The sequence below is a fragment of the Bacteroides galacturonicus genome (assembly GCF_003096855.1).
In the GTDB taxonomy this organism is placed as follows: Bacteria; Bacillota; Clostridia; order Lachnospirales; family Lachnospiraceae; genus Lachnospira; species Lachnospira rogosae.
The window spans coordinates 148,518-161,801 of the sequence record NZ_QEOA01000005.1 but is presented as its reverse complement, the minus strand read 5'-3'; the positions used below and the strand labels follow the sequence as shown (position 1 = coordinate 161,801).

The window sequence follows — 13,284 nt, the reverse complement described above, 5'->3', positions numbered from 1 at the left end:
TCATAATTATATAAGTGTTCAATCCGTCACTAAGTGGCGGATTGGATATATATTTTATTCATCAGATATAGCGGCAGATGTCAGAGTTGGTGTAAGAATGGAGGATTAATATGGGTACAGTAATCGTATTGGTGGTATTGGTGGTAATTGTAGCCGCTATTGTGTATACAATGGTTAAAGGCAAGAAGAATGGCAAACATTCATGCGGTGGAGATTGTGGTCATTGTGGAGGCTGCCACTAGGATAGGAGGCATTAATGCAGAAATACTATTCATGTGATAAAAATGCTTCTGAAGTAGTTGGCTATGAAAGAAGCGAAATGCAGAAGGACATAATTCTGCAAAGATTAAGAAACAGGGGATGCAGAATAACGAAACAGAGAATGATGCTTTTAGACATTATTCTTAATGAAGAATGTTCGTGCTGCAAAGAAATATATTATAAGGCATCAAAGCTTGATCCTAATATTGGAACAGCTACAGTATACCGTATGATTAATACACTTGAGGAGATTGGTGCTATTAACAGAAGAAATATGTACCGTGTATCGTGTGGAAGTGAATGTAATATGAACAACACATACACAGTTGAGTTTGACGATAATTCAGTAATCAATCTGTCAGCCAGCAAATGGAACCAGATAGTGCAGAAGGGTTTAACAGCTTGTGGTTACATAGACAGTAAGACAGTTAAGAGTATAACAGGAGGGCCATAATAATAATGTCCCTCCTGTTTTTGATAAAGTTTCTCAATTAATAAAAAATATGTGGTAAAACTAAAAAGTATGGTATAAGATAATACCTAAACAAAAATCAAAGTCAATTACGTCAGGCAGATGTTAATTGGGAATGGAGGATAAGATGAAAAACGTATTTAAGAAAATCGATGGAGTTAAGACAGGAATATTTGCAGCAGGTGTACTTTTTGGTACAGCAGGAATTAAGATATTATCAAGCCAGGATGCTAAGAAGGTATACACGAACTGTACAGCAGCAGTTCTTCGTGCTAAGAAGTGTGTAATGAAGACAGCAACAACAATTCAGGAGAATGCTGGTGATATCTATGCGGAGGCTAAGGCTATCAACGATGAGAGAGAAGCAGCAGAAGAAGTTGTAGATGATACAGTAGAATTAAACGAAGTATAAGAAGAAACAGAAAGCACAGAGCAGTAATAATATGCTGGAATAAGTGCTAAGAGGCAGAATATGAAATTTTATATTAAACACAGTATGACAGGACGTTTAAGAGTTCATATGGATATGAAGCATATGAGTTTTAAACAGGCAGATATATTAGAGTATTATATTAAAAATATAGAAACAGTGACTTCTGTCAAAGTATATGAAAAGACTTGTGATGCTGTTATAGAATTTAAAGGCGATAAAGCACAGATTATTAATGAACTTAAGCATTTTACATATTCGCAGGTGGTAGTTCCTGAAGATGTGCTTAACAGTTCAGGAAGAGAGATGAATTCTTATTATCAGGACAAGCTGGTTAATAAGGTATTCTTAAGAGCAGCAAGTAAGCTGTTCCTCCCTATATCTGTAAGAAATGTTGTAACAACTGTAAAGTCGGTTAAATATATTGGCAGCGGTGTTAAGACATTGCTTAAAGGAAAGATGGAAGTACCTGTGCTTGATGCGACAGCAATCGGTGTTTCTATATTAAGAAATGATTTCAATACCGCAGGTTCTGTTATGTTCCTTCTTGGAATCGGTGAGATTATGGAAGAATGGACACATAAGAAGTCGGTAGGAGATCTTGCAAGGACTATGTCACTTAATGTAAGCAAGGTATGGCTTAAGACAGCCGATACAGAAGTATTAGTCCCTGTTAATGAGATAAAGAACGGTGATGAAATTATAGTTCATGTAAGTAATGTTATTCCATTTGACGGAGTTGTAGTTACTGGTGAAGCTATGGTTAATCAGGCTTCACTTACTGGTGAAGCAGTGCCGGTAAGCAAGAATACAGGAAGTGCTGTATTTGCAGGAACAGTTATTGAGGAGGGCGGACTCACAATAAAGGTTAAGCAGAGTGGCGGTAATAGTAAGTATGACAAGATTGTTAAGATGATTGAGGAGTCAGAAAAGCTCAAGTCTGGTCTTGAAAGCAAGGCTGAACATCTTGCGGATTCATTAGTTCCATATACATTAGGTGGAACAGCACTCACATATCTTCTTACAAGAAATGCAATAAAGGCATTATCAATACTTATGGTTGACTTCTCCTGTGCACTTAAGCTTGCTATGCCAATAACAGTATTGTCAGCAATAAGACAGGCTGGACAGAATGATATTACAGTAAAGGGTGGTAAGTTCTTAGAGGCAGTAGCCGCTGCAGATACTATCGTATTTGATAAGACAGGAACACTTACTAAGGCTGCACCAACAGTAAAATATGTATATTCATTTAGTGGTGATAGTGAAGATGAGCTTTTAAGAATGGCTGCCTGTATGGAAGAACATTTTCCACATTCTATGGCCAAGGCAGTTGTTGATGCAGCAGCTAAGAAGAACTTACGCCACGAAGAAATGCATACAAAGGTTGAGTATATAGTTGCACATGGTATATCAACTACTATAAATAATAAGAAGACTATAATAGGAAGCTATCATTTTGTATTTGAAGATGAAGGCTGTACTGTGCCTGAAGGCAGACAGGAAATGTTTGATAATCTTCCAGAAGAATATTCACATCTTTATCTTGCAATTGAGGATAAGCTTGCGGCGGTTATCTGTATAGAAGACCCTGTAAGACCAGAGGCTAAGGAGGTAATTAGTTCACTTAAAGAGCTTGGAATATCTAAGGTTGTAATGATGACAGGAGATAGTGAACGTACAGCTAAGGCAATCGCAGGCAAGGTTGGCGTAGATGAATATTATTCAGAAGTACTCCCAGAAGATAAGGCTTCATTTGTTGAGAAGGAAAAAGCTGCTGGACGTAAGGTTATAATGATTGGTGATGGTATTAACGATTCACCGGCATTGTCAGCGGCAGATGTTGGTATTGCAATAAGTGATGGCGCTCAGATAGCAAGAGAAATTGCAGATATTACAGTTAGTGCTGACGATTTAGGGCAGATTATATATCTTAAGGATTTAAGCAATAATCTTATTAAGAAGATTAATCGTAATTACAGAACTATAGTATCTTTCAACTCAGGACTTATAGCACTTGGTGTATTAGGTGTAATACAGCCAACAACATCAGCACTTTTACATAATACATCAACACTTTTCATCAGTATGAATAGTATGAAGAATATAACTTTAGCTGAGGAGCATAAGTAATAATCTTAAGCATAGAAATTTATAATGCCGCAAAGTATTACTTGTAAGAAGCAATAATCCCAGAATATAAATTACTAAAAATTATAAAAAGGAACACACTAATTGATATATTTTATCATTTGGTGTGTTCCTTTTTTATGTTATTGATATTATAATACTAATAAAGGTTAGGTTAGACTAACTTGATGATATTAAATATGAAGGAGAGAAAATTATATGTTTCTTACTGTAAAAGATTTAAAAAAATCATATGGCAGTACTTCTAATAAAGTAGAAGTTCTTAAGGGAATTAATTTTGAAGTGGAAAAAGGGGAAATATGCGTACTGCTTGGACCATCTGGTTCGGGAAAATCAACACTTCTTAATATAATAGGTGGAATTGATGATGCTGATTTGGGATATGTAAGCATTGATAGTGAAAAGACTAAAGATATGAAAGAAAAAGAGCTTACAAGATACAGAAGAAAGCACCTTGGTTATGTATTCCAGATGTATAATCTTATACCTAACCTTAATGTTAAGGAGAATATCGAGGTTGGTGCTTATCTTAGCGATTCACCGCTTGATATTAACGAACTGCTTAATACATTAGGGCTGTATGAGCACAGGCATAAGCTTCCTAACCAGTTATCTGGCGGACAACAGCAAAGAACTGCAATAGGCAGGGCTATTGTTAAAAATCCCGACATATTATTATGTGATGAGCCAACAGGAGCACTTGATTACCACACATCTAAGGAAATCTTAAAGCTTATTGAAGATGTCAACAAGAAATACGGCAACACAGTCATAATGGTTACACATAATGATGCTATCCAGAATATGGCTGACAGGGTTATCAAGTTAAGAGATGGACAGATAAGAGATAATATAGTTAATAACAGTAAGGTATCTGCCGCTGACCTTGAATGGTAGATTAAATATTATATAATGGGAGTTAGATATGAAAAATCCTTTAATTAAACGATTGCCAAGAGAATTTACTGGTGAAATTGCAAAATATATAGTCATATTTATATTTATGACAGCTGTTATAGGGCTTATAAGTGGTTTTCTTATAGCTGATGGAAGCGTGCTTGATACATATAATAAGAGTTTTGATAAATATAATGTAGAAGATGGTAATTTTGAATTGTATTCCAAGGCCGATGATAAGCTGATTGACAGGCTGGAAGAAGAAAATGTTACTATATATGAGAACTTCTATAAAGAAGAAACTTTAAAAGTACACAATAATGAGAAGTTAAGAGAAGACGACCAGAGCACAATACGTTTCTATATTAATAGAGATGATATTGATAAAGTTGATGTTATGGAAGGCAGACTCGCAGAGGATATTAACGAGATTGCATTGGATAGAATGTATTCTGTCAATAATAATATTAAAATCGGCGACATAATTAATGTTGGCACAAGGGCACTTAAAGTAACAGGTTATGTTGCATTATCTGATTACAGCTGTCTTTTCTCGAACAACTCAGATACAATGTTTGACTCTTTAAAATTCGGTGTTGGTGTAGTGTCAGAGAGCTGTTTTGATATGTATGATGATACACATATTCATTATGTATATTCGTGGAAATATGATAATAAGCCTGCAGACGGTATAGAAGAAAAAGAGATGGCAGATGATTTTATGAAAGTAATATCTAATAATGCTATACTTACTAATTATATTCCAGGATATCTTAATCAGGCGATACATTTTACCGGTGATGATATGGGAAGCGACAAGGCTATGATGATAGTTCTTTTATATGTTGTTATAGCTATTATGGCATTTGTATTTGCAGTTACAACTAATAATACAGTATTCAAAGAAGCTAATGTTATCGGTACTTTAAGAGCTTCGGGATATACAAGGGGAGAGCTGTTGTTACATTATATTCTTCTACCGATTATTGTTACATTAGCAGGTGCACTTGTCGGTAACATATTAGGATATACATGGTTTAAGGATATATTTGTAGATACATATTATCAGAGTTATTCGCTTACAACTTATACAACACTTTGGAATGGTGAAGCATTTGTATTAACAACAGTTGTTCCATTTATAATAATGGTAGTGATAAATGTATTGCTCATAGGTTACAGGCTTCGTCTTTCACCACTTAAGTTCTTAAGAAAGGACTTGGCTGTAAGACAGAAGAAGAAAGCTGTGCATTTGCCAGGATTCAAGTTCTTTAACAGATTTCGTTTAAGAATAATTATACAGAATATGCCCAATTACATTACATTATTTGTGGGTATATTATTTGCCAATATACTCCTTCTGTTCGGTATTATGATGACCCCGCTTCTTGACCATTACCAGAATGAGATACAGGACAAACTTATAGCTAAACATCAGTATGTATTGAAAGTTCCGGTTGAGGTGGATAATGAGGCCGCAGAGAAATACTGTGTCAGGACACTTTCAACACTTGAGGGACGTTTAAAGAGTGAAGATGTATTGATATACGGAATTGCTGATGACAGCGAATATGTTGACATTAACAGTAGTGAGCTTAAAGATGGTGAAGTGTATGTGTCACACGGCTATGCTGAAAAGTTCAAGATTAATAAGGGTGATAAGATAACGCTCAAAGAGAAATATGAGGACAAGGAATATACATTTACAGTTAAGGATATGTATGATTATCCATCAGCATTTGCAGTATTTATGGGTGACGGGTATTTTAAAAATCTATTCGACAAAGATGATGATTACTATTCAGGCTACTTATCATCAGAGAAGCTTGATATTGATGAGAAATATATTGCAACAGAGATTACAATTGATGATTTAACTAAGGTTTCAAGACAGCTTGACCGTTCTATGGGGGAAGTATTTGGAATTATTAAAGTCTTTGCAGTTGTATTATTTGCAGTATTAATGTTCTTGTTAACTAAGCTTATTGTTGAGAAGAATTCGACATCAATCTCTATGGTTAAGATATTAGGCTATTCCAACAGTGAGATAAGCAGGCTGTATGTCACCTCAACAACAATAGTGGTTGTCATATCAGTTGTTATCAATATTGCATTATCAGTTGTAATTATGAATAGCCTGTTCAGGGTATTTATGGAGAAAATGTCCGGCTGGATTTCCTGCTACTATGCACCATATCTGTTCGTAGTTATGTTCGTGCTGAATATCGGTGTGTATGCTCTGATTTCAGTGTTTATGATGTATAAGATAAAGAAGATACCTATGGATGAGGCATTAAAGAATGTAGAGTAATAAAAAAGCTGTCCTGTTTAATGAATTGGATAAAGTGAGCAGATATAATTAGCTCATATTAATCTAATCATTAAACAGGACAGTTTTTTATTTATAATTAAGATGTTTTCTTTTGATTTTCTTTAAAATACTGAATTTCTTAAAATTTTTTATATTTAATTCTTGAAATTTTTCTCAAATCCTGAATTTCAGAAAAATTACAGCTATAACCGCAGTCTTGTAGTTAAGCCGCATATTCTGAGTCACCAAAGAAGTCATTGTACCATACAAGGAACATATATACTGTCCAGATTTTTCTTGAATTATCTGCCTTGCCTTCTTTATGTTCATCAAGATACTTAACAAGCTCATCTGTGTTGAAGTACTTGTTAGCAGCTTCGCTTGTGAAAGCTTTTTTAATCATATTGTAATATTTCTCGTCCTTTAACCATATTCTGATTGGCACTGGGAAACCAAGCTTCTTCTTCTCAGCAACCATATCAGGAAGATATTGGTTAGCAGCTTTACGCATAGCGTATTTAGTATTAGATTTATTAACTTTGTACTTAGTTGGGAGAGTTCTTGCTACATTGAATACTTCCTTATCAAGGAAAGGAACTCTTACTTCAAGGCTGTGTGCCATACTCATCTTATCAGCCTTAAGAAGAATATCACCGATAAGCCAGAAGTTAATATCTATATACTGCATTTTAGTTACATCATCTTTATCTTTAACCTTGTCATAAAATGGCTTAGTAAGTTCTTTATGGTTATACTTTCCAGTAGGGTTCTTTAATATCTTGGCACGTTCTTTTTCGTTGAACATAAATGCGTTACCGATAAAGCGTTCTTCAATATCCTTGCTTCCTCTTATAAGGAAATTCTTGCCCTTGAACTTAAATGGAACAGCCTGTGCAGCATTGGCAAGACACTTGCGGAGTCCCTTTGGAAGCTTTCTATAGCCTGCTGTATCAAGAGGTTCTTTGTAAATGTTATATCCGCCAAAGAACTCATCAGCACCCTCGCCTGACATTGAAACCTTAACATACTTAGAAGCAGTCTGGCTTACAAAGTAAAGGGCAATAGCAGCAGGGTCAGCTAAAGGCTCGTCCATATGATACTGGATTTTAGGGATAGCTGCCCAGTATTCTTCACTTGATACAAGCTTAGAATAATTGTCTATCTGGATTTTCTCAGATAAGGCTTTAGCGTAATCTATCTCGTTATATTTTTCGTAGTCAAATCCAACTGTAAATGTCTTGTCACCATTAAATGTAGCGGCAACATAGCTTGAGTCAACACCGCTTGAAAGGAATGAACCAACCTCAACATCACTAATCTTGTGGTGTTCAACTGAGTCGTGCATAGCATCGTCAATCTCTTTGACGAATTCATCTAAAGACTTGCTCTCATCAGCTTCAAATGTAGGCTCCCAGTATCTTTTTATGTTGATTTCTCCATTATGGAAAGTAAAGCAGTGACCTGGCATAAGCTTGTATACACCCTTAAAGAATGTTTCAGGAAGCACTGAATACTGGAATGTGAGGTAATTTTCAAGAGCAACATCATTAACTTCCTTCTTATATGCAGGGTGTGCCAATATGCTCTTAATCTCAGAACCATATATAATGTTGCCGTCAACTACAGTGTAGTAGAAAGGCTTAATTCCAAAGAAATCCCTTGCACCAAAGAGAGTTTCCTTCTCACTGTCCCATATAACAAATGCAAACATACCACGAAGCTTATTTAACATATCTTCACCGTATTCTTCATAAGCGTGAATAAGAACTTCTGTATCAGAGTTGTTCGCAAATATATGCCCCTTTTCAATAAGGTCTTTTCTTAAATCCTGATAATTATATATCTCACCATTAAATGTGATAACAATCTTTTTATTTTCGTTGAACATAGGCTGGCTTCCGTTATCAAGGTCGATGATTGAAAGTCTTCTAAAGCCCATATAAGCCTTGTCGTCTATATACTGACCGGCACTGTCAGGTCCTCTGTGGATGATTTTATTCATCATATCAGTAAGTACATCCTTACCATTTTCAAGGTATCCTGTAAATCCAGCAAATCCGCACATATTACAAAACCGTCCTTTCTTAAATGTGATTTATTACTATAATCCTTTAAAATACAGGCACAATAAAACCTGCATATTAATAATGTTTACACGAATATTACAACATATACGGCAGTATTTAGAATAACAGCCACCGTAAATGGCAAACCCTATGTAAATCAATTATGTAATTATAGCAAACTGGGATATTTAATACAAGATAATTGTTATGGCAAAACAGGCATTTACAAAGTAATAAAAATATTTTATAATTGTAGGCAAATTTTAATAATAGCTTGGATATAGTTCCAATATTAAATGCACAATATGGAGGATTAGTAATGGAAAAGATTAAGATGACAACACCACTCGTTGAGATGGATGGAGATGAGATGACAAGAGTATTGTGGAAGCTTATTAAGGAAGAACTGCTTTTACCTTATGTAGACCTTAATACAGAGTATTATGATCTTGGACTCGTCCATCGTAATGAAACTAATGATCAAGTTACTGTTGACTCAGCAGAAGCAACTAAGAAATATGGTGTTGCTGTCAAGTGTGCTACAATCACTCCTAATGCAGCAAGAGTTAAGGAATATGACCTTAAGGAAATGTATAAAAGCCCTAATGGAACAATCAGAGCAATATTAGATGGTACTGTATTCAGAGCACCTATTATTGTTAAGGGTGTTGAGCCATATGTTAAGACTTGGAAAAAGCCTATAACAATAGCAAGACACGCTTATGGTGATGTATACAAGGCATCAGAGATGAAGATTCCAGCAGCTGGCAAGGCAGAGCTTGTATACACAGATGAGCAGGGTAACGAATCAAGAGAGCTTATTCATAACTTTAAGGGGGCAGGAATTATTCAGGGTATGCATAACCTTAACGATTCTATTGAGAATTTTGCAAGAAGCTGCTTTAATTTTGCACTTGAAACTAAGCAGGATCTCTGGTTTGCAACTAAGGATACAATCTCTAAGAAGTACGATCATACATTTAAGGATATATTCCAGGATATATATGATAAGGATTATGCTGATAAGTTCAAGGAAGCAGGAATTGAGTATTTTTATACATTAATAGATGATGCAGTTGCAAGAGTTATCCGTTCAGAAGGTGGATATATCTGGGCATGCAAGAACTATGATGGTGACGTTATGTCAGATATGGTTGCAACAGCATTTGGTTCATTATCAATGATGACATCAGTTCTGGTATCTCCACAGGGATATTATGAATATGAGGCTGCTCATGGAACAGTTCAAAGACATTATTACAAGCACCTTAAGGGAGAAGAAACATCTACTAACCCTATTGCTACTATATTTGCATGGACAGGAGCTTTAAGAAAGAGAGGAGAACTCGACTCACTTCCAGAGCTTTCAAAGTTCGCAGATACACTTGAAAAGGCTTGCATCAAGACAGTAGAAGATGGTAAGATGACTAAGGATTTAGCACTTATTACTACATTAGGTAATCCTGTAACACTTAATACACAAGGTTTTATTAAGGCAGTTAAGGAGACACTTGAAAGTCTTTTATAATTGTGCCAATAAAGGGTATTATTATATAGGATATTATATATAGAAGTGTTGGATTTCACTTGTGATATCTATAGATATTCGTATGAATTGAGGATTTTGAATGAAGTTTAAGTTTGAGGTTAAAGATCTTTTTAAACTCCCCAATATTTTATGTTATATAAGAATTGCACTGGTTCCGCTGTTTGTATATCTTTATTTTACGGCAGAAGAACCAGTGGATTATTATGTTGCGACACTTGTTGTAATGCTTTCGGGGATAACAGATTTTCTTGATGGGCAGATAGCAAGACGTTGTAATATGATAACTGATTTGGGTAAGATTATTGATCCGGCAGCAGATAAGCTTATGCAGCTTGCAATGTTAGTTACTCTGGCTATTAATATTCCATATATGTGCATACTTGCTGTATATCTTATTGTCAAAGAGGTAGTTATGGCACTTATGGGTCTTGTAGTTATGAAAAGGGCGAATAGGAGATTAGATGGTGCTAAATGGTATGGCAAGGTATGTACAGCAGTATTGTATGTGTGTATGCTTGCTTTAGTTGCATTTCCGCATATGCCGGTTAATCTTCAATATGTTATAATGATAGTGTGTGCAGCAGTATTGACATTTGCATTTATTATGTATATAAGAATATATATAATAATGTTAAAAGATAACCATTATGGTAATGATGAAAGAAAGTTGTATTAATATGTATAATATATTTGATATTACATTTAGGGAAATGAATGTTAACCAGTTAGCGGTATGGTTTTTTATATATAGTTTTTTTGGCTGGGCTATGGAATGTATAGTCATAAGAAAACAGCTTGGATATTGGGAGAACAGGGGTTTTGCCAAGCTTCCGTTCTGCGTTATATATGGATTTGGCGTGTTTATAGCATTTCATATATTTGCACCAATTGAGGGTGATTACCCTGCTTTATACATTGCTGGTGCTATATGTGCGACAATATTTGAGTATATGACAGCAAGACTTATGCAGAAGCTTTTTGGTGAAGTATGGTGGAATTACGACCATCTAAGATTTAATTATAAAGGAATAATATGCCTTCAAAGCACTCTTGGCTGGGGGGTATTAGCAGTTCTTATATTCAGTGTATTCAATAAAATGGTAGAACGTGTTGTATTCAGTATGGATATGAGGGTAACTACAGTGTTATCAATTGTGCTTGTTATATCATATGTTGTGGATTTCTCTTACCATTTTACTAAGAGAATTGCTAATAAGAAAATGGAAAGTGTAGTTGCACAGGTTTCAAGTGCTGGCAGCCTTCAGAGGTTTTTTCATAGATAATCAGCGGGGTGGACAATGTTAGAAAGTCTTAAGAATAATGTCAGGCTGCTTCGCAGGAGCAAACGACACGTAATTCTGTTTGAACTGACATATAAGTTACTGGCAGTAGCAGTTATATATCCTATATTAACTGCCGCCATTAATCTTTGTATGAAGGTTGCAGGAATCAGATATTTAACAAATGAATATATTGTAAAGGCACTGACAAACCCTGTTGTTATTATAGCTTTGTTTACAGGCATTATACTGTTTGTCGGTTACTGCATTTACGAGATGGCATATTTGGCTGTGTGCTTTGAAACTAAGAGAAAAGGTAATAACGCATCTATAATTGATAATATATATAATGCGTACCTGCGTCTTAAAAATTTAATCCGAATTCAAAGCATACCGCTTTTTTTATTTTTCTTTATTTCGATTATATTTATAAATGTTACAATTGTCGCTAATCTTATATATTCAGATACATTGAGCAATCTTATCGGAAGTACGATGAGAAGAAACAGGTATATGATATATATGCTTGTGGCAATAGTTATGGTTCTTATATATTATTATGTTATAAGAGGAATTTTCTCATTTAATATATATATGATGGAGGGGAAGAATTTCAGACAGTCATATAAGAAAAGCTCACAGATTGTAAGAAATAACAGATTAAGGGTAATTATGTCTGTTATTGTATATAATCTTGCAATATTTGTAGCTATAGCAGTGTTCTATACAGTTATTTCGCTTATACTTATAGGCGGTGTTAAGCTGTTGGATATGGCTTATCTTGGAAGTGCGGTATATTTATCAGTTCTTAGGGAATTGAGGGCCGGTGTGAAGATTTTTCTTGTGTTTATATCAATACCTTGTTCATTCTCAATGATTTCATATATGTATTATAAATATTCCGATCTGGATGATATTGAATTTGAATTCGTGGATATTGACGAAGGTTCAGCAAGGGTCAACAGGATAATATATGCAGTTGTGCTGGCATTATCCATAGTGCTTGATATTATATATATAATTGGGTCATTTAATAATAATCCGTTTGAGAGAGTGGCTATATTCCACAATACGGATATAACTGCCCACAGAGGTGCTTCAGTAGATGCACCTGAGAATACTCTTGCGTCATTCAGTAAGGCGATTGAAGATATGGCTGATGTTATAGAGTTAGATGTCCAGATGACCAAAGACGGCTATATTGTTGTTATGCATGATACATCAGCATACAGGACTACAGGTGTTCTAAAGAATATTACGGAGCTTACTTTAAGAGAAGTTAAAAGACTTGATGCCGGGTATTGGTATTCAGAGGAGTACAAGGGCGAGAAAGTTCCAACACTTGAAGAAGTATTGCAGCTTGCCAAAGGAAAGATTAAACTTAATATAGAGATTAAAACGGCGGATAACAGTGATGAGGTAGCAAAGAAGGTTGTAAAGCTTATACAGAAATATTCAATGCAGGATTCGTGCGTTATCACCTCATTTGATTATAGTGCATTGCAGGCTGTTAGGTCTTATGATGAGGACATAGAAGTCGGGTATATATTATCGGTGGCTTATGGAAAGTTCTATGAGATAGATGACGTGGATTTCTTTAGCGTCAATGCTTCGTTCCTTACTAAGAGAGTTGTTGATGCTATTCATAATTCAGGAAAGCAGGTATATGCGTGGACTGTTAATAATGACGCTTCTATAAAGAATCTTACTAATAAAGGTGTTGATAATATAATAACTGACAAACCTGTAACGGCAAGAGAGGTTATATATTCAAGAGATACAAGTGAGACATTGATTAATATGATAAAGTATGTATTTAACCAGTGATTAGCTTGGTAACATATATGCGTAAATGTACGCGGAAACG

General features: G+C 35.1%; 11 protein-coding genes. 10 read left to right on the top strand and 1 reads right to left on the bottom strand.

Annotated elements, in window-relative coordinates:
* Nucleotides 1-110 precede the first annotated feature (110 nt).
* From C7390_RS07575 to C7390_RS07550, 6 genes are all read left to right on the top strand, one after another.
* Entirely contained in the window at nucleotides 111-242 is a 132-nt protein-coding gene (locus tag C7390_RS07575; protein ID WP_022502305.1) for a FeoB-associated Cys-rich membrane protein, read from the top strand.
* 14 nt (nucleotides 243-256) lie between these two features.
* Nucleotides 257-715: a Fur family transcriptional regulator gene (locus tag C7390_RS07570; protein ID WP_022502304.1), complete on the top strand. Its 459-nt coding sequence runs from the start codon at nucleotides 257-259 to the stop codon at nucleotides 713-715.
* 145 nt (nucleotides 716-860) lie between these two features.
* Complete coding sequence (locus C7390_RS07565) at nucleotides 861-1,145, top strand: DUF6110 family protein (RefSeq protein WP_116443891.1); 285 nt, start codon at nucleotides 861-863, stop codon at nucleotides 1,143-1,145.
* A 60-nt stretch (nucleotides 1,146-1,205) separates the two neighbouring features.
* Nucleotides 1,206-3,296, top strand: coding sequence for a heavy metal translocating P-type ATPase (locus C7390_RS07560; RefSeq protein WP_116443890.1), 2,091 nt, complete (start codon nucleotides 1,206-1,208; stop codon nucleotides 3,294-3,296).
* 216 nt (nucleotides 3,297-3,512) lie between these two features.
* Entirely contained in the window at nucleotides 3,513-4,211 is a 699-nt protein-coding gene (locus C7390_RS07555) for an ABC transporter ATP-binding protein (RefSeq protein ID WP_055176214.1), read from the top strand.
* Between the two features lie 28 nt (nucleotides 4,212-4,239).
* Nucleotides 4,240-6,522 (top strand): ABC transporter permease, encoded by a 2,283-nt coding sequence (locus tag C7390_RS07550; RefSeq protein WP_116443889.1) that lies wholly within the window; start codon nucleotides 4,240-4,242, stop codon nucleotides 6,520-6,522.
* Between the two features lie 223 nt (nucleotides 6,523-6,745).
* On the opposite strand, the gene asnB is transcribed toward C7390_RS07550, so the two are convergent.
* Nucleotides 6,746-8,587 carry an asparagine synthase (glutamine-hydrolyzing) gene (gene asnB, locus C7390_RS07545; protein ID WP_055306732.1) on the bottom strand — a complete coding sequence of 614 codons (1,842 nt, stop codon included), beginning with the start codon at nucleotides 8,585-8,587 and terminating at the stop codon, nucleotides 6,746-6,748.
* 320 nt (nucleotides 8,588-8,907) lie between these two features.
* On the opposite strand from asnB, the gene C7390_RS07540 reads away from it, so the two are divergent.
* The 4 genes from C7390_RS07540 to C7390_RS07525 all read left to right on the top strand — a co-directional run bounded on the left by C7390_RS07540 (nucleotide 8,908) and on the right by C7390_RS07525 (nucleotide 13,244).
* On the top strand, nucleotides 8,908-10,116 hold the full coding sequence (locus tag C7390_RS07540; RefSeq protein WP_022502298.1) for an NADP-dependent isocitrate dehydrogenase: 1,209 nt from the start codon (nucleotides 8,908-8,910) through the stop codon (nucleotides 10,114-10,116).
* A 100-nt stretch (nucleotides 10,117-10,216) separates the two neighbouring features.
* Nucleotides 10,217-10,813 carry a CDP-alcohol phosphatidyltransferase family protein gene (locus tag C7390_RS07535; RefSeq protein WP_055176206.1) on the top strand — a complete coding sequence of 199 codons (597 nt, stop codon included), beginning with the start codon at nucleotides 10,217-10,219 and terminating at the stop codon, nucleotides 10,811-10,813.
* Complete coding sequence (locus C7390_RS07530) at nucleotides 10,785-11,420, top strand: putative ABC transporter permease (protein ID WP_318295604.1); 636 nt, start codon at nucleotides 10,785-10,787, stop codon at nucleotides 11,418-11,420. Before C7390_RS07535 ends, C7390_RS07530 begins: the two co-directional genes overlap by 29 nt.
* Nucleotides 11,421-11,435: 15 nt before the next feature.
* Nucleotides 11,436-13,244, top strand: coding sequence for a glycerophosphodiester phosphodiesterase family protein (locus C7390_RS07525; protein ID WP_116443888.1), 1,809 nt, complete (start codon nucleotides 11,436-11,438; stop codon nucleotides 13,242-13,244).
* Nucleotides 13,245-13,284: the final 40 nt, after the last annotated feature.

What these genes read in the sequence shown, in the direction of transcription:
- C7390_RS07575 (WP_022502305.1), top strand. Translation starts at nt 111, where the DNA reads ATGGGTACAGTAATCGTATTGGTGGTATTGGTGGTAATTGTAGCCGCT.
- C7390_RS07570 (WP_022502304.1), top strand. Translation starts at nt 257, where the DNA reads ATGCAGAAATACTATTCATGTGATAAAAATGCTTCTGAAGTAGTTGGC.
- C7390_RS07565 (WP_116443891.1), top strand. Translation starts at nt 861, where the DNA reads ATGAAAAACGTATTTAAGAAAATCGATGGAGTTAAGACAGGAATATTT.
- C7390_RS07560 (WP_116443890.1), top strand. Translation starts at nt 1,206, where the DNA reads ATGAAATTTTATATTAAACACAGTATGACAGGACGTTTAAGAGTTCAT.
- C7390_RS07555 (WP_055176214.1), top strand. Translation starts at nt 3,513, where the DNA reads ATGTTTCTTACTGTAAAAGATTTAAAAAAATCATATGGCAGTACTTCT.
- C7390_RS07550 (WP_116443889.1), top strand. Translation starts at nt 4,240, where the DNA reads ATGAAAAATCCTTTAATTAAACGATTGCCAAGAGAATTTACTGGTGAA.
- asnB (WP_055306732.1), bottom strand. Translation starts at nt 8,587, where the DNA reads ATGTGCGGATTTGCTGGATTTACAGGATACCTTGAAAATGGTAAGGAT.
- C7390_RS07540 (WP_022502298.1), top strand. Translation starts at nt 8,908, where the DNA reads ATGGAAAAGATTAAGATGACAACACCACTCGTTGAGATGGATGGAGAT.
- C7390_RS07535 (WP_055176206.1), top strand. Translation starts at nt 10,217, where the DNA reads ATGAAGTTTAAGTTTGAGGTTAAAGATCTTTTTAAACTCCCCAATATT.
- C7390_RS07530 (WP_318295604.1), top strand. Translation starts at nt 10,785, where the DNA reads ATGGTAATGATGAAAGAAAGTTGTATTAATATGTATAATATATTTGAT.
- C7390_RS07525 (WP_116443888.1), top strand. Translation starts at nt 11,436, where the DNA reads ATGTTAGAAAGTCTTAAGAATAATGTCAGGCTGCTTCGCAGGAGCAAA.